Origin of the sequence: Pseudoalteromonas carrageenovora IAM 12662 (genome assembly GCF_900239935.1) — a bacterium.
Taxonomy (GTDB): domain Bacteria; phylum Pseudomonadota; class Gammaproteobacteria; order Enterobacterales; family Alteromonadaceae; genus Pseudoalteromonas; species Pseudoalteromonas carrageenovora.
Genome location: NZ_LT965928.1, coordinates 1,928,817 through 1,944,889, shown reverse-complemented (window position 1 = coordinate 1,944,889; position 16,073 = coordinate 1,928,817). Strand labels below are relative to the sequence as shown.

The 16,073-nt window shown below is 38.4% G+C and carries 16 protein-coding genes; 10 read left to right on the top strand and 6 right to left on the bottom strand.

Annotated features, from left to right (window positions below; translation table 11 throughout):
• Nucleotides 1-26 precede the first annotated feature (26 nt).
• Nucleotides 27-1,193: an ADP-forming succinate--CoA ligase subunit beta gene (gene sucC, locus ALFOR1_RS08815; RefSeq protein WP_006794719.1), complete on the top strand. Its 1,167-nt coding sequence runs from the start codon at nt 27-29 to the stop codon at nt 1,191-1,193.
• Nucleotides 1,193-2,065: a succinate--CoA ligase subunit alpha gene (gene sucD / locus ALFOR1_RS08810; protein ID WP_008127375.1), complete on the top strand. Its 873-nt coding sequence runs from the start codon at nt 1,193-1,195 to the stop codon at nt 2,063-2,065. The genes sucC and sucD overlap by 1 nt, the downstream gene beginning before the upstream one ends.
• Before the next feature lie 62 nt (nt 2,066-2,127).
• Here the strand turns inward: sucD and ALFOR1_RS08805 are convergent, their stop codons facing one another.
• On the bottom strand, nt 2,128-3,198 hold the full coding sequence (locus ALFOR1_RS08805; RefSeq protein ID WP_104642729.1) for a DUF3083 family protein: 1,071 nt from the start codon (nt 3,196-3,198) through the stop codon (nt 2,128-2,130).
• Nucleotides 3,199-3,414: 216 nt separating this feature from the next.
• On the opposite strand from ALFOR1_RS08805, the gene glnS reads away from it, so the two are divergent.
• On the top strand, nt 3,415-5,073 hold the full coding sequence (gene glnS, locus ALFOR1_RS08800; RefSeq protein WP_058550127.1) for a glutamine--tRNA ligase: 1,659 nt from the start codon (nt 3,415-3,417) through the stop codon (nt 5,071-5,073).
• A gap of 258 nt (nt 5,074-5,331) precedes the next feature.
• Here glnS and fur read toward each other — a convergent pair whose 3' ends face one another.
• From fur to ALFOR1_RS08775, 5 genes are all read right to left on the bottom strand, one after another.
• Entirely contained in the window at nt 5,332-5,775 is a 444-nt protein-coding gene (gene fur / locus ALFOR1_RS08795; RefSeq protein WP_058550126.1) for a ferric iron uptake transcriptional regulator, read from the bottom strand.
• 187 nt (nt 5,776-5,962) lie between these two features.
• Entirely contained in the window at nt 5,963-6,490 is a 528-nt protein-coding gene (gene fldA / locus ALFOR1_RS08790; protein ID WP_058550125.1) for a flavodoxin FldA, read from the bottom strand.
• Between the two features lie 14 nt (nt 6,491-6,504).
• Nucleotides 6,505-6,783 (bottom strand): LexA regulated protein, encoded by a 279-nt coding sequence (ybfE, locus tag ALFOR1_RS08785; RefSeq protein WP_002962928.1) that lies wholly within the window; start codon nt 6,781-6,783, stop codon nt 6,505-6,507.
• A gap of 2 nt (nt 6,784-6,785) precedes the next feature.
• Complete coding sequence (locus tag ALFOR1_RS08780; RefSeq protein WP_104642728.1) at nt 6,786-7,007, bottom strand: DUF2788 domain-containing protein; 222 nt, start codon at nt 7,005-7,007, stop codon at nt 6,786-6,788.
• Nucleotides 7,008-7,102: 95 nt separating this feature from the next.
• Entirely contained in the window at nt 7,103-7,870 is a 768-nt protein-coding gene (locus ALFOR1_RS08775; protein ID WP_104642727.1) for an alpha/beta fold hydrolase, read from the bottom strand.
• Between the two features lie 240 nt (nt 7,871-8,110).
• On the opposite strand from ALFOR1_RS08775, the gene seqA reads away from it, so the two are divergent.
• The 7 genes from seqA (at nt 8,111) to ALFOR1_RS08740 (ending at nt 16,060) form a co-directional block, all read left to right on the top strand.
• Nucleotides 8,111-8,713, top strand: coding sequence for a replication initiation negative regulator SeqA (seqA, locus tag ALFOR1_RS08770; protein WP_104642726.1), 603 nt, complete (start codon nt 8,111-8,113; stop codon nt 8,711-8,713).
• Between the two features lie 9 nt (nt 8,714-8,722).
• Nucleotides 8,723-10,360 carry a phosphoglucomutase (alpha-D-glucose-1,6-bisphosphate-dependent) gene (gene pgm / locus ALFOR1_RS08765; RefSeq protein WP_104642725.1) on the top strand — a complete coding sequence of 546 codons (1,638 nt, stop codon included), beginning with the start codon at nt 8,723-8,725 and terminating at the stop codon, nt 10,358-10,360.
• 80 nt (nt 10,361-10,440) lie between these two features.
• The gene (astE, locus tag ALFOR1_RS08760) at nt 10,441-11,493 is read left to right on the top strand and encodes a succinylglutamate desuccinylase (RefSeq protein ID WP_104642724.1); all 1,053 of its coding nucleotides are present in this window, start codon (nt 10,441-10,443) and stop codon (nt 11,491-11,493) included.
• Nucleotides 11,494-11,757: 264 nt separating this feature from the next.
• Nucleotides 11,758-12,972: a thiamine pyrophosphate-dependent dehydrogenase E1 component subunit alpha gene (locus ALFOR1_RS08755; protein ID WP_058550120.1), complete on the top strand. Its 1,215-nt coding sequence runs from the start codon at nt 11,758-11,760 to the stop codon at nt 12,970-12,972.
• Complete coding sequence (locus tag ALFOR1_RS08750; protein ID WP_058550119.1) at nt 12,972-13,949, top strand: alpha-ketoacid dehydrogenase subunit beta; 978 nt, start codon at nt 12,972-12,974, stop codon at nt 13,947-13,949. The genes ALFOR1_RS08755 and ALFOR1_RS08750 overlap by 1 nt, the downstream gene beginning before the upstream one ends.
• An 8-nt stretch (nt 13,950-13,957) precedes the next feature.
• Nucleotides 13,958-15,544, top strand: coding sequence for a dihydrolipoyllysine-residue acetyltransferase (locus ALFOR1_RS08745; protein ID WP_104642723.1), 1,587 nt, complete (start codon nt 13,958-13,960; stop codon nt 15,542-15,544).
• A gap of 150 nt (nt 15,545-15,694) precedes the next feature.
• A complete protein-coding gene (locus ALFOR1_RS08740; RefSeq protein ID WP_104642722.1) occupies nt 15,695-16,060 on the top strand; it encodes a DUF805 domain-containing protein in 366 nt (121 codons plus the stop codon).
• The last annotated feature ends 13 nt before the right edge of the window (nt 16,061-16,073 follow it).

Sequence of the window (16,073 nt, the reverse complement as noted above, 5' to 3'; positions counted from 1 at the left end):
TAGTATAAAAAATTGGATAAAGCATCATGAATTTGCATGAGTATCAGGCAAAACAACTTTTTGCCGAATATGGTTTACCAGTTTCTCAAGGTTTCGCTTGCGATACACCTGAAGAAGCTGCTGCAGCTGCTGAGAAAATCGGCGGTGATATGTGGGTTGTTAAAACTCAGGTTCACGCAGGTGGACGTGGTAAAGCTGGCGGTGTAAAGCTAGTTAAAACTATCGACGAAGTAAAAGCGTTTGCAGCTAACTGGTTAGGTAAAAACCTAGTTACTTACCAAACAGACGAAAATGGTCAGCCAGTAGCTAAAATTTTAGTTGAAAGCTGTACAGATATCGCAAACGAACTGTACCTAGGTGCAGTAGTTGACCGTGCTTCTCGCAAAGTTGTTTTCATGGCGTCTACTGAAGGCGGTGTTGAAATTGAGACTGTTGCTGAAGAAACACCAGAACTTATCCACAAAGCTGAGATCGATCCATTAGTTGGTCCTCAAGCTTACCAAGCACGTGAACTTGGTTTCAAATTGGGTCTTAACCCAACACAAATGAAACAGTTCGTTAAGATCTTCATGGGTCTTGGTAAAATGTTTAACGATTTCGATTTCGCACTTCTTGAAATCAACCCGTTAGTAATCACAGACGAAGGTAACCTTCACTGTCTTGACGGCAAAATCGGTATCGATGGTAATGCACTTTACCGTCAACCAAAAATCCGTGAGTTCCACGATCCATCTCAAGAAGATGCACGTGAAGCACATGCAGCAAGCTTTGAGCTTAACTACGTAGCATTAGATGGTAACGTAGGTTGTATGGTTAACGGTGCAGGCTTAGCGATGGGTACTATGGACATCGTAAACCTACACGGCGGCAAGCCAGCTAACTTCCTAGATGTTGGTGGCGGCGCGACTAAAGAACGTGTTTCTGAAGCATTCAAAATCATCCTTTCTGACGACAATGTTAAAGCTGTTTTAGTTAACATCTTTGGCGGTATCGTACGTTGTGACATGATTGCTGAAGGTATCATTGGCGCAGTTAAAGAAGTTGGCGTAAATGTACCTGTAGTTGTACGTTTAGAAGGTACTAATGCTGAATTAGGTCGTGAAGTTCTTAAGAGCTCTGACTTAGACATCATCGCTGCTGAATCATTAACAGACGCTGCTGAAAAAGTTGTTGCTGCTGCGGAGGGCAAATAATGTCTGTATTAATCAATAAAGATACAAAAGTTATCTGTCAGGGTTTCACTGGTGGCCAAGGTACTTTCCACTCAGAGCAAGCGCTTGAGTACGGTACACAAATGGTTGGTGGTGTTAGCCCAGGTAAAGGCGGTCAAACGCACCTTGGTCTTCCTGTATTCAACACAGTACGTGATGCAGTACAAGAAACTGGCGCAACTGCTTCAGTTATTTACGTACCAGCACCTTTCTGTAAAGATGCAATCTTAGAAGCTATCGATGCTGGCATCGAGCTAATTGTTTGTATCACTGAAGGTATCCCTACACTTGATATGGTTGACGTTAAAGTTAAACTAGATCAAACAGGTACTCGTATGATCGGTCCTAACTGTCCAGGTGTTATCACTCCTGGTGAGACTAAGATTGGTATCATGCCTGGTCACATCCACAAGCCTGGTAAAGTAGGTATTGTTTCTCGCTCTGGTACTTTAACGTACGAAGCTGTTAAGCAAACTACAGATGCTGGTTTTGGTCAGTCTACGTGTGTTGGTATTGGTGGTGATCCAATCCCAGGTACTAACTTTATCGACGTTCTAGAAATGTTCGAAAAAGATCCACAAACTGAAGCAATCGTAATGATTGGTGAAATTGGTGGTACTGCAGAAGAAGAAGCTGCAGAGTACATCAAAGCTAACGTAACTAAACCTGTTGTATCTTACATTGCTGGTGTTACTGCACCAGAAGGTAAGCGCATGGGTCACGCTGGCGCAATCATTGCAGGTGGTAAAGGTACTGCTGATGAGAAATTTGCTGCACTAGAAGCTGCTGGCGTACAAACTGTACGTTCACTTGCTGATATCGGTAAAGCACTTAAAGAAAAAACAGGCTGGTAATTCAGTTAGTTTAATCTTTAAAAAGGCTCGCATTTGCGAGCCTTTTTGTTATTGACTAAAAATTAGTAAGGGTAACTAATATGCTGAAAAAACCGCACAGATAAATCTTGTCGCTCTTTATTTATAGATAGCTCAGAGGACATTGTGTGTATTGTTTTTTCTACTTGATTCATAAAACGCCCATAGCCTATCTCATGTTTATCTTTATCTGTTGCAACAATAACAAAATGTAGTGTTTCGACTAACTTATCGCTTTGGTAAAAGCTTTTCAAATCCAATTGATTGTCTTGTGTATTAAAGCTTAGTTTTTGTATTTCACAATTGCTCTCATTTTTATCTATTTTGCTATTACGAACTATGGGCAGTGCACCATTGGCCACCATAGCGCCGTGACTCAATTTATTTGTAATACACGCTTTCTTAAATGAATCTTCAAAATAATCATAAAATTTAGCATAGTCATTATTATTTATTAACGCTTGAAACTGGGTTTTAATAGCGCGTGAAACGGGAATAGAAAATGTTACGTAGGTCATTTCAGCGTGAGTATCTGGAATATTACAATGCCTAGACTGGTAGCGAGGGTAAAGACTTCTTAATTTGTATCCGTAACTTTCTTTATTACCTTTTTCTTTAGCAAATAAGTCGTATGTTAAATGTTGGTGATCGCGTAATTTAAATTGAGGTTGGTTTAAAAATAAATGTCCTTGCAAATGATTTAGAACTTTAAGCACCTTATTATGAAAATGAGCTGAGTTTGCTCTTAAATCATCGCCGGTTGCTAAAAATAATAATCGTATTTTTTTACTTTTCACGCCTTTAGCGTAATAGACCTTATGCGCTTCGTGATAGAGTGGGTTATAAAAAAACAGCATTTGCTTTTGTGTTTCTAATTGATAAGACTCATCATGAAAGCGTGCAACAGGAAGTTTATCGTTAGCTAATAAATGCACATTGTGTAATTCATATTCATCACAACAAGCAAAAAGCTGGCGTGCTATGCGCTCATAACAGCAATCAATATTGCTAAAGCTTTTATAGAAATCTTCATTGGGTGTTAGCTCTGCTAATAAATAATGATTTGCACGAGCATTTGTAGGGATATAAACACGGTGTTGTGTAGAGTTTGCCATCTTAGAGTCCTTTTTATTCGGGGTTACGCGTACTATAAAATCATTTGATGACTTAAATATTGCGCTAAAACAAATTTTATCTATAAACAAGACTTAATAAGAATTAAAGTTGAGCAATTTCTAGAATAAACCCGCATCTAGTGCTGTATGTTAGTGTTTGTTTTTGTAATAATGCATTAGTTTTGTTATCACGAATATTCAGAGGATTGCACTCCTATGGCGGAAATTGAGAATCGCCCAAGTAACTTTATTAGAACCCGAATTGATGAAGATTTAGCAAGTGGAAAGCATGCGACAACGCATACTCGTTTTCCACCTGAACCAAATGGCTTTTTACACATTGGCCATGCAAAATCAATTTGTTTAAATTTTGGTATCGCAAAAGATTACGACGGTTTATGTAATCTACGTTTTGACGATACAAACCCAGAAAAAGAAGATATTAACTATGTTAACTCTATAAAAGAAGATGTTAAATGGTTAGGTTTTAACTGGAGTGGCGACATAAAGTATTCATCGAATTACTTTGATACTTTATATGGTTATGCTGTAGAACTTATTGAAAAAGGTTTAGCGTACGTTTGTTTTTTAACAGCAGATCAAGCACGTGAATACCGTGGTACGTTAAAAGAGCCTGGTAAAAATAGCCCGTACCGAGATACTTCAATTGAAGAAAACCTAGCACTATTTGAAAAAATGCGCGCTGGTGAATTCAAAGAAGGTGAATGTGTTCTGCGAGCTAAAATTGATATGGCCAGCTCATTTATGGTGCTGCGCGATCCAATTATTTACCGTGTACGCTTTGCGCATCATCACCAAACGGGCGATAAGTGGTGCATTTACCCTATGTACGATTTTACACATTGTATATCTGATGCGCTTGAAGGTATTACACATTCACTTTGTACACTAGAATTTCAAGATAACCGTCGTTTATACGATTGGGTGCTTGATAATATTAGCCTTGAATGTCATCCACAGCAAATTGAGTTTTCTCGTTTAAATCTAGAATATACAATTATGTCTAAGCGTAAGCTAAATGACTTAGTTGTTAATAAGTTTGTTGAAGGCTGGGACGATCCTCGCATGCCTACCATAGCGGGTTTACGTCGCCGTGGTTATACGCCTGGTTCTATTCGTGAGTTTTGTTTACGTATTGGTGTAACAAAACAAGAAAACATGGTTGAAATGGGTATGCTTGAAGCCTGTATTCGTGAAGACCTAAACGAAAATGCACCTCGTGCAATGGCAGTATTAGATCCCGTTAAAGTGGTTATCGAAAACTACGATGAAAATACAATTGAAACTTTATCAGTGGCTAATCACCCTAATAAAGAAGAAATGGGTCGACGTGATGTACCATTCACGCGCGAAATTTACATCGAACGAGAAGACTTTAAAGAGCAAGCAAATAACAAGTTTAAACGCTTAGTGCTTGATAAAGAGGTACGTTTACGTGGCGCTTATGTTATTAAAGCAGAGCGTGTAGAAAAAGATGAAAACGGTGAAATAACCACTATTTACTGTACCTACGATAACGAAACACTAGGCAAAAACCCTAGTGATGGTCGTAAAGTGAAAGGTGTTATTCATTGGGTTTCTGCACCAGAGTCTATTACCGCTGAAGTACGCTTGTATGACCGTTTATTTAATGTACCAAACCCAGCTGCCGCTGATGAGTTTGAAACTACATTAAACCCTGAATCATTAGTTGTTTTACACAATGCTAAACTTGAGCCTTCACTTGCTAATTCACAAGCAGAGCAGGGCTTTCAATTTGAGCGAACAGGGTATTTTTCTCGCGATTCAAAATCAGATAATGTTGTATTTAATCAAACTGTGGGTCTTCGTGACTCATGGTCTAAAACTCAGTAATAACTAGTGTTATTATGCCCAATAACATATTGGGCATAATACTAATTTGCAATAAATTAAAAAATTTGAGGGGTCAAACCTGACGCTAACTGTGTTTAAAGTTCTGTTATAAAACAAGTGAATAACGAATTTTTTGCTTTGTTATTGATATGGCTTCCTACTCTCAGAATAGTTAACTTAGTTAATCGTTTATTGAGCCACAATATTTAGACACAAAAAAACCTGCAATTAGCAGGTTTTTTACTTTAAAAAGCGGTATTAACTGTTGGCATCACTAAATGCTTTACATGCTGCTTTATCGTTACACTCGCCGTATAAATATAAAGAATGATTAGTAAGTGTAATACCATTTTCTTCAGCAATCTCAAGCTGACGACGTTCAATCATGTCATCTTCAAACTCAACAACCTTGCCACACTTTAAACATACTAAGTGGTCGTGGTGAGTACTGCCTGAAAGTTCAAATACTGATTTACCACCTTCAAAGTGATGACGGCTTACAATGCCAGCGTCATCAAATTGGTTAAGTACACGGTAAACTGTCGCTAGGCCAATTTCTTCACCAAGGTCTAATAGAATTTTGTAAACATCTTCAGCGCTGATGTGTTGGTTATCTGGAGATTGTAAAATCTCTAAAATTTTAATACGCGGTAAAGTTACTTTTAAACCGGCTTTTTTAAGTTCCAAGTTGTGATCAGTCATTAAATCTGTCTCAATTTTATTTGGTTATACTAGACATCTTGCAAAGATGTACACGACACATTAGCAACAGTAAGAATAACGTGCCTAGGAGTTAAGTGCAAAGAACAATTGATCATAATTGTAATTTAGTCTTAAAACGCTAACTGTTTGATAATTATTTAAACAGCTAGCGTAAAGAGGGGAGAAACTAGTCAGCTAATTCGCTTAAACACATTTCTTCAAAGACTTGCGCAGACCAGGCTTTAACACGTTCTTCAGTTAGTTCAGGTTGGCGATCTTCATCAATGCCCAAACCTACAAAGTGATTGTCATCCGCCATTCCTTTAGATGCTTCAAAGTCATAGCCTTTAGTTGGCCAATGACCTACAACAATTGCGCCACGTTCAGTAACGATATCGTTGATCATGCCCATTGCATCTAAAAAGTACTCTGCGTAATCTTCTTGATCACCACAACCAAAAATAGCAACTAGCTTGCCTTCAAAATCAACTTCTTCAAGCTCTGGGAAAAAATCATCCCAATCACATTGTGCTTCGCCGTAGTACCAAGTAGGAATACCGAATAAGATCAAATCGAATTCAGCAATCTCTTCTTTAGAGCTTTTTGCAATATCGTGAACAGCAACAAGTTTTTTACCCAATTCTTTTTGGATCATTTTTGCTACGTGTTCTGTGTTACCTGTATCACTTCCGAAAAAAATGCCTACACTTGCCATGGATTTACAACCTTTTATGTATCAATAGCCAATCTTTCTTGTAAAATCGTTTCGATCAACGCACTGCGGCTAATATTTTGTGCATCTGCCATATCACTAAGTGCCTGATATAACTGTGATGAAACTTTAAATTCAACACGCTTTAAACCACGTGCTTTATCTCTTTTTATTTGATTACGTTTATTAACCTTTAACTGCATATCCCTAGAAAGGGGATTAGTTTTAGGTCTGCCTGGGCGTTTTTCGTATTCAAATAAATCGAGTGTTGTTCTATCTGTTTCTGACTTCGCCATGCTTAACCTACACCTGCGCCTTGCCAAAATACTTGAATAAGGCCTTTTGCAATAAAGCCAGAACACCCTAAAAAGAGCACAGCCCAAACAATATATTGTCCAAACTTAGGCACATTACCACTTTTTAGTACGTCTTTAATTGCCATGCCGATGAATATGAAAATACCGGCTAAGCCAAAATACAACCCTAGGGTATCAAATTCGTTAATTAACTGACTGACCATCAACGTATAACCTTTAAATTAAACGGCGCGTACTATAGCATATAAATCTACAATTATTTAGTACGCTGCATCAAAAACACGCGATAAAAATCACTTTAAACCGCAGTTAAAAAATCGCTTATTGCTTTATTAACAGCAAGTGGCTTTTGTGCATGAAGCCAATGACCTGCACCATGAATGATTTTTGCTTTGGTATTTTTAAATAGTGCCATTATTGCACTACGATGCTCGGGTAAAATATAGTCAGAATCATTACCTTTAATAAAAAGAGTATCACACAAACAAGAATTATTTTCATTAACATTGGCGGTAATTGTCGAATATTTTTCGTCAAGCACCTTTAAGTTAAATCGCCAAGTAAACTGGCCACTTTCATTTTTAGCTAAGCTTTTAAGTAAAAATTGGCGAACGCCTTGTTCATCAATATAAGGTGCCATTATTGAATCTGCTTGCTTTCTATCACTTATGTTCTCATTAGCCACGGCGTTGAGCGCCTTTAAAATTTGTGTGTGACGAGCCGGGTATCTTACGGGCGCAATATCTAGTACTACAAGCTTATTAACACGTTCAGGTTGTGTTAGTGCTAATTGCATTGCAACTTTACCGCCCATTGAGTGGCCGATTACATGTGCTTTATTAATATTTAGACTATCCATTAGCTCTAAAATATCTTGCGACATAGCAGGGTAGTTCATTTCGTTACTATGGGGTGAAAGGCCATGGTTGCGTAAATCCACATTTATTACATTAAAATGTTCACCGAGCGGTTTTGCGATCACATTTAAGTTTTCAAGTGATCCAAAAAGGCCATGAATTAAAATAACATCTGGGCCTTGCCCTTGTTGTTTGTAATTTAGCTGCATACCAGTCTCCTAAAATTTTGCATAGTTTGACGAGCATTGCTTTAAAAAGCAAAAAAATGCAGCCACTATTTATTACATTGGACTATTGGGTATTAAATCAACGACATTGAGTAAAGTTTATTCTGTAATTGCTGTTTACAGGTTATGTTTATGGGAGTGCTTGTTGTAACTCGCATTTCTGATTGGTTTGGGTATAATCACACGGGAGAAAAAAATGTGACCCGTAATGACAGGAAGAACATGAAACAAATCGACATAGACGACGAGTTATATCAATATATTGCCAGCAATACGCAAAGTATTGGTGAGAGTGCATCCACTATTTTACGTCGTTTATTAAACCTCAGCGGCGAAAAAATTCAAACCGCTAACGTAGAACTTAATCAAAATAATCAAACTGCGATAACAACCAATACTTTACCAAGTGCTGAGCAAGTTGCTGAGCAAGTTGCTGAGCCAACAAAGGTAAAAGCGCCTGATGCTGTCACACCCGTGAAGCAAAAAAGCGCTAATGTTTTTAATATATTAAATAAAGAAGAGTTAGCAATGCAAAAAGGCGTTGTTGGTCGGTTTTTGTTTATTTTAAGTGCGTTTTATAGAACCCATAAAACGGATTTTAGTGCTGTTTTAGAGATAAAAGGCCGCGATAGAGTTTACTTTGCAACAAGCAAAGAGGACTTAGTTAATAGTGGTAGTAGCATGAACCCTAAAAATATTACTGATAGTGAATATTGGGTAATGACTAACTCTAATACAACGCGCAAAAAGATGATGCTTCACGAAGTTGCGCTTTGCCTAGGATACAGTGCAGAGCAAGCTGAAAAAATTCGCGATTACTTGTAAGGAAATATAATGGCTATTCACTCAGGCGCAGGCAAAGCTGCTCCACAATCAATATTGGTTAATGTTCCTAAGTTAGTTTCTGCTTATTATTTAAATGAGCCCGACCTTGAGCAAAACCCAGAGCATTGTGTTGCTTTTGGTACATCAGGACACCGTGGTTGTTCTTACGATGTAAAATTTAACGAGTCTCATATTTTAGCAATTACACAAGCTATATGTGACTACCGAAAGCAAAATGACATTTTTGGTCCACTATTTTTGGGCAAAGATACTCATGCCTTGAGTGAAGCTGCGTTTAACTCAGCAATCGAAGTACTTGTTGCAAATGAAGTGCAAGTAATCACCCAAGAAAATGGCGACTTTACACCTACTCCAGTTATTAGCCATGCCATTGTTTGTCATAATAAAATTAACCCTAATGAATTGGCAGACGGTATTGTTGTAACGCCTTCGCATAACCCTCCAGAAGATGGTGGTTTTAAATATAACCCACCTAATGGCGGTCCAGCAGATACGGATGTGACGAAGTGGATTGAAGATAGAGCCAATCAACTTTTGTTAGAAGATTTAGTAGAAGTTGAATTGTTCCCGTTTGCTAAAGCATCTCGTTCTGGTTTTATTAAATATGAAGACTTAATGACGCCATACATTAACGATTTAGAAAATATCGTTAATTTAAAAGCGATTAGTGAGGCCGGTATCAAAGTAGGTATAGACCCACTAGGTGGTTCAGGTATTAACTTTTGGCCAATAATAGCGCAAAAATATAATTTAGATTTAACCGTAGTAAACGACAGTGTTGATCCACGTTTTGCATTTATGCCTCTTGATAAAGATGGCAAAATACGTATGGATTGCTCGTCTCCTTACTCTATGGCTAATTTAATTAAGCTTAAAGATGACTTTGATATTTCAATAGGTAACGATCCTGACTATGACCGTCATGGCATTGTTACTCCTGATGGTTTAATGAACCCAAATCACTTTTTAGCTGTGGCGATTGATTACTTATTAAAACACCGAGATTGGGATTCAAGCGTAGAAATTGGTAAAACACTGGTTTCAAGCTCAATGATAGACAAAGTTGCAGCAAGAAATGAGCGCAAAGTAAAAGAAGTACCTGTAGGCTTTAAATGGTTTGTTGAGGGCTTAAATAAAGGAAAACTTGCTTTTGGCGGCGAAGAAAGTGCCGGTGCTGCATTTTTACGTTTTGATGGCACCGTGTGGTGTACAGATAAAGACGGCTTTATTATGGGGCTACTTGCAGCAGAAATTATAGCTGTTACAGGTAAAACACCTTCAGTACTTTACAAAGAGCTTGAGCAAGAGTTTGGCTCACCACTTTACAAACGCCTAGATGCACCAGCAAGCAGCGCTCAAAAATCACGTTTAAAAGCACTAAGTGCTGATGATGTAAAAGCGGATACCTTAGCTGGAGAGCCTATTTTACAAAAGCTAACTCATGCTCCAGGTAACAACGCTGCAATAGGTGGATTAAAAGTAGTGACTGAAAATGGTTGGTTTGCTGCACGTCCATCAGGTACTGAAGATATTTATAAAATCTATCTTGAGTCTTTCAAAGGTGAAGAGCATTTAGCTCTTCTAGAAAAAGAAGCTAAAAAGTTAGTTGACACTGTGATCAGCTAACACTGCTTAAACTATTTAAAAACGGCTGATTTATTCAGCCGTTTTCGTTTGTACCTCTCACATTATTAAAAGGGCTTATCATGTTAGCCAAACCAAGTTATTTAAATGAATTAAAAAATACAGGCGATTTTTTAACGCTCAGTCGTAATAATGAATGGCATTTAGAGGCAAGTGAATTTGCTTTAGAAAATGGCACACGTGTAACTGTTCATGATACGGGCGTTATTGAGTTTAAACCACGTGTTACAACAACAAAAGATGTTGTGCTTTCAAGCGCAGTGCACGGTAACGAGACTGCGCCAATAGAAATTTGTGACTCGCTCATAAAGCAAATTATAAGTGGCGAACTTAAGCTAGCTCAACGAGTGCTATTTATTTACGGTAACCCTAAATCTATAAATATTGGTTTACGTTTTGTTGAAGAAAACCTTAATAGGTTATTTAACGGTCATCATACTGTAGAAGGGATAGCTATGAATGATGAACGTGTTCGTGCTGCAAAGCTTGAACAATACGTGAGTGATTTTTTTGAGCGCGGTGAGCACGGCAGTGCACGTAGTCATTATGATTTACATACTGCAATTCGAGGCTCAAAAAATGAGAAGTTTGCCGTCTACCCATACTTACATGGTAAACCATGGAAAAAATCACAATTACAGTTTTTATTAAGCTGTGGTGTAAATACCGTATTGATGATGAAATCTGAAGCTACAACGTTTAGTTATTATTCGTCGTATGTACACGGTGCTGACTCGTTTACTGTTGAACTGGGTCAAGTTAAACCTTTTGGTCAAAACGACATGACTCGATTTGAAAAAACCAAGAAAACATTGGCTGCATTAATTAGTCAAAATGAAGTTGAATATCCACAATTTAATGCAAGTGACTTTGAGCTTTTTGCAGTGCATCGTACAATTAACAGAACAGAAGATGAGTTTAGTTTTCCATTTTCAGATGATGCTGAGAACTTTACTGGGTTTGCAAAGGGGGAGCTGCTTGCTACAGACGGTGATACGTCTTACTATGCCGACGTTGAGGGTGAAGCTATCATTTTCCCAAATGCACACGTTGCTTTAGGGCAGCGAGCATTACTTACTGTTATTCCTATGCAAATTGATAGTAATTTCGTCTAATAGAACTCGTCAGACCACACCTGTATTTAAGTTAACTATATGATTGGTATAAATTTAATTGGCCGTATAGTTAACTTGCCAGTTTTTTAATCAGTATTTATTTTTCTTTCGTCACAGATTTGTTGAATAACACTTTACGTTAACGTAAAGTGTTGGCAGCTTTAATTAAAGACAGTGCAGATGCTGCAAAGTTTATTCGCAGCTGTTACCCATAATAATAATCCACAGGGGCATTGTTTTTCCGACAACAAAAGAAGGTAGGTTATGAGTAATCCCAATAACGTATCGCTGAATATTAACCATGACCTAGAGTTTATCGATGGTAATGCGCTTAATATTCCAACCCTTAGTATTTTAACTGAGGACGGCGACATTCATCCTAGTGCAACTGCACCTGATATTTCAAAACATACCGCACTTAAATTATACGAAACGATGCGTTTTATTCGCCTGCTTGATGAGCGTATGCAAGGCGCACAGCGCCAAGGCCGTGTTAGCTTTTATATGCAATGCTTAGGTGAAGAGGCCGCTGTAACCGCATCTGCTGCAGCACTAGATCAAGACGATATGATAATGGCGCAATACCGTGAGCAAGCCGCACTTCATTATCGTGGCTTTACACTTGATCAGTTTATGAACCAAATGTTTTCAAACGAATTGGATTTAGGCAAAGGCCGCCAAATGCCGATTCATTATGGTTCTAAAGAATTGAATTACATGACTATCTCATCGCCATTAGGTACTCAAATTCCTCAAGCTACCGGTTATGCCTATGGACAAAAAGTAAAGCATATAGATGCAAAAACAGGTGAGCTTGCAAGTACTATCGATAACGTGACGATTTGTTATTTTGGTGAGGGTGCGGCATCGGAAGGTGATTTTCATGCTGGTTTAAATATGGCTGCTGTACACAAAGCACCCGTTATATTTTTTGCCCGTAATAATGGCTATGCAATATCTACTCCGGCAGATGAGCAATTTAAAGGTGATGGTATTGCCTCTCGTGGTGTTGGCTACGGCATTAAAACGATTAGGGTGGATGGGGCTGATGCATTAGCTGTTTACGCTGCAACAAAAAAAGCGCGCGAAATTGCAACTACCCAAGGTGAACCTGTTTTAATTGAATCTATAGCGTATCGATTAGGTGCGCACTCTACATCTGACGATCCTAGTGGCTATCGCTCAAAAGATGAAGAGGCAAACAATCAAACGTGTCCAATTGATAAATTTAGAAAATGGCTTGTTAAGCAAAACTGGTTAAACGAAGAGCAAGACGTAAAAGCAAAAGAGTCTATTCGCGAAGAAATTTTAGCAGCCCTTAAGCGTGCAGAAATAGTTCAAAAACCTGCATTAGAAGAACTAATTTCTGATGTATACGATACGCCTATTCCTTCTCTTGTTCGTCAATATAACGAATTAAAAGAGCATATTAAAAAGCACCCAGATGCGTATCCGATCACAGCAGGGAGAATCAAGTAATGGCTAAAATGAACATGCTACACGCAATAAACTCTGCGCTCGACATTACAATGAATGAACATCCTCAAGCCTGTATTTTTGGTGAAGATGTTGGTTACTTTGGTGGCGTATTTAGAGCAACATCGGGCTTACAAGAAAAATACGGTAAGCATCGTGTTTTTAATACACCTTTAACTGAGCAAGGTATTTTAGGTTTTGCTAATGGTTTAGCGGCATTTGGTGCACCTGCTTTAGCTGAAATACAATTTGCTGATTATATTTTTCCGGCATTTGACCAAATAGTTAATGAATCAGCAAAATTTAGATACCGCAGTGGTAACGAGTTCAACGTAGGGAATTTAACCATACGTACACCTTATGGTGGTGGTATTGCCGGTGGTTTATATCATTCGCAATCACCTGAGGCATATTTTGCACATACGCCGGGCTTAAAAATAGTTGTACCACGCAACCCTTATCAAGCAAAAGGTTTGTTACGTGCGTGTATTAAAGACGATAACCCTGTTTTATTCTTTGAACCAAAGCGTTTGTACCGTGCATCAATTGGTGAAGTACCTGAAGAAGATTACACTATTGAGCTCGGAAAAGCCGAAGTAGTACAAGAAGGGTCTGATATAACCGTACTTGCTTGGGGCGCGCAAATGGAGATTGTAGAAGACGCTGCTAAACAAGCCAGTGAGCAAGGTATAAGCTGTGAAGTAATAGATCTTAGAAGTATATTACCGTGGGATGTAGACACCATTGCTAAGTCGGTAACCAAAACGGGTCGGTTAGTTGTTAGCCATGAAGCGCCTATTACAAATGGCTTTGGCGCTGAAATAGCGGCAACTATTCAACATGAGTGCTTCCTACATTTAGAATCTCCTATTATGCGAGTGTGTGGTTTAGATACTCCATACCCGCTAGCGCTTGAAAAAGAATATGTACCGGATGCGTTAAAAGTACTGGCTGCAATTAAACAATCAATGGATTTTTAGGGGTTACCATGGCTAAAGATTTTATATTACCCGATATTGGTGAAGGCATTGTTGAATGCGAAGTTGTTGAATGGTTAATCAAAGAGGGCGATAGCGTATCTGAAGATCAGCCTATTTGTGATGTAATGACAGATAAAGCATTAGTGCAAATTCCGGCTGTACATGATGGTGTAATTACTAAGCTTTATTATCAAAAAGGTGAAATAGCTAAAGTACATGCCCCATTATTTGCTATGGATGTAGACGGTGACAGTGCAAATAATGAAGCTGTTCAAGAAGACGTTACAACTGAACTACAAGCAAACACTAGCTCAACTGATTTGCTAGAAGACTTTATACTACCCGATATCGGCGAGGGTATTGTTGAGTGTGAAATTGTTGATTGGTTAGTTGCAGAAGGCGACGAAATAGAAGAAGACCAAGCTGTTTGCGACGTAATGACGGATAAAGCATTAGTACAAATTCCGGCTAAATATACGGGTACTGTGCAAAAGCTTTATTATCAAAAAGGTGAAATTGCTAAAGTACACAGCCCGTTATTTCAAATGACAATTACAGGCAGTGCAGCTAAGCCAAATATTGATATAAACCAAGCGGTCGTAAAGGCGCAAACTAATGCTGTTGTTGAAAAAACAGCACCAGTTAAAACGCAGCAAGCTGCTAAAGTTATCAACCAAAAAGCAGTGGCATCGCCTGCGGTTCGCCGCAAAGCACGCGAGCTTGATGTGGATTTAACTTGCGTACCCGGTAGTGGTAAAAATGGCCGTATTTATAAGCAAGATATTGAAGAGTTTGTAAAAGTTGAAGTGCCAAATACTATTGATACTTCACCTCTTAATAACAATGCCTCTCAAAGTACAGTACAAAACCAAACGCAAAATCAAAGTGGTGGCGTACGAGTAGAGCCTATTAAAGGCATTAAAGCGGCTATGGCTAAGCAAATGATGGCTTCTGTGTCTACTATTCCGCACTTTACCTTTAGTGATGAAATTGACTTAACACAGTTAATTACGCTCAGAAGTGCATTAAAAGAGCAGTATAAGGCGCAAGGTGTAAAGCTCACCATGATGCCGTTTTTTGTTAAAGCACTGTCACTGGCTATGAAAGAATACCCAGTGCTTAACTCAAAAGTAAATGATGAATGTTCAGAGCTTACCTACTTTGATGATCATAATATTGGTATTGCAGTTGACTCTAAAATTGGTTTGTTAGTGCCTAATATTAAATCGTGTCAGAGTAAGAGCATTGTAGATGTAGCAAACGATTTAACTCGTTTAACTCATTCAGCACGCGAAGGGCGTGTTGCACCTGATGACTTAAAAGGTGGCACAATTAGCATTTCGAATATTGGTGCAATTGGTGGCACTATTGCGACGCCTATTATTAATAAACCAGAGGTAGCGATTGTTGCATTAGGTAAATTGCAACATTTACCGCGTTTTGATGAAAGCGGGCAAGTTGTGAGTAAAGCAATTATGCAAGTTAGTTGGTCTGGCGATCATCGCGTTATTGAAGGCGGAACAATTGCACGCTTTAATAACTTGTGGAAATCGTATTTAGAAAACCCATCGGCAATGATGATGGCTATGAGTTAATAATATAATTGTTTAAACCTAATAAAAAACCAGCAATTTGCTGGTTTTTTGTTTTAAATGAGTCTGTTTTTATTTAAGATACAAGTGTTGCTAAAAAGTAATAAAATTAACCCCGTTAGGGAATATAAAAAATAACACTAAGGAAATATTATGGAACATTATATGAATGCGCTGCGTAGCTACGCAGATTTTTCAGGGCGTAATCGTCGTAAAGCATTTTGGATGTTTTACCTAATCAACTTTTTAATTGCTTTAGTACTGGGTGTGGTTGATGAGCTGATGGGGGTAGCTGTGGTTGGAACAATTTATAGTTTAGCACTATTAATACCACAATTAAGTGCGGGTGCTCGCCGTCTTCACGACACAGGCCGCTCTGGCTGGTGGCAGCTACTTTGGTTAGTACCAATTATTGGTTGGATTGTTTTAATTGTGTTCCTTGCACAAGACTCACATGAAGGCGAGAATGATTTTGGCCCAAATCCAAAAGAGCTAGCTGCAGAGCCAGCTACTGTATAAAAAATAACTTAAT

Bases quoted from the DNA above. Each gene is read 5' to 3' on its own strand.
- ALFOR1_RS08775 (WP_104642727.1), bottom strand. From the start codon at position 7,870: ATGCAGCTAAATTACAAACAACAAGGGCAAGGCCCAGATGTTATTTTA.
- ALFOR1_RS08745 (WP_104642723.1), top strand. From the start codon at position 13,958: ATGGCTAAAGATTTTATATTACCCGATATTGGTGAAGGCATTGTTGAA.
- ALFOR1_RS08755 (WP_058550120.1), top strand. From the start codon at position 11,758: ATGAGTAATCCCAATAACGTATCGCTGAATATTAACCATGACCTAGAG.
- pgm (WP_104642725.1), top strand. From the start codon at position 8,723: ATGGCTATTCACTCAGGCGCAGGCAAAGCTGCTCCACAATCAATATTG.
- sucD (WP_008127375.1), top strand. From the start codon at position 1,193: ATGTCTGTATTAATCAATAAAGATACAAAAGTTATCTGTCAGGGTTTC.
- seqA (WP_104642726.1), top strand. From the start codon at position 8,111: ATGAAACAAATCGACATAGACGACGAGTTATATCAATATATTGCCAGC.
- ALFOR1_RS08780 (WP_104642728.1), bottom strand. From the start codon at position 7,007: ATGGTCAGTCAGTTAATTAACGAATTTGATACCCTAGGGTTGTATTTT.
- astE (WP_104642724.1), top strand. From the start codon at position 10,441: ATGTTAGCCAAACCAAGTTATTTAAATGAATTAAAAAATACAGGCGAT.
- sucC (WP_006794719.1), top strand. From the start codon at position 27: ATGAATTTGCATGAGTATCAGGCAAAACAACTTTTTGCCGAATATGGT.
- fur (WP_058550126.1), bottom strand. From the start codon at position 5,775: ATGACTGATCACAACTTGGAACTTAAAAAAGCCGGTTTAAAAGTAACT.
- ALFOR1_RS08740 (WP_104642722.1), top strand. From the start codon at position 15,695: ATGGAACATTATATGAATGCGCTGCGTAGCTACGCAGATTTTTCAGGG.
- ybfE (WP_002962928.1), bottom strand. From the start codon at position 6,783: ATGGCGAAGTCAGAAACAGATAGAACAACACTCGATTTATTTGAATAC.
- glnS (WP_058550127.1), top strand. From the start codon at position 3,415: ATGGCGGAAATTGAGAATCGCCCAAGTAACTTTATTAGAACCCGAATT.
- ALFOR1_RS08750 (WP_058550119.1), top strand. From the start codon at position 12,972: ATGGCTAAAATGAACATGCTACACGCAATAAACTCTGCGCTCGACATT.
- fldA (WP_058550125.1), bottom strand. From the start codon at position 6,490: ATGGCAAGTGTAGGCATTTTTTTCGGAAGTGATACAGGTAACACAGAA.
- ALFOR1_RS08805 (WP_104642729.1), bottom strand. From the start codon at position 3,198: ATGGCAAACTCTACACAACACCGTGTTTATATCCCTACAAATGCTCGT.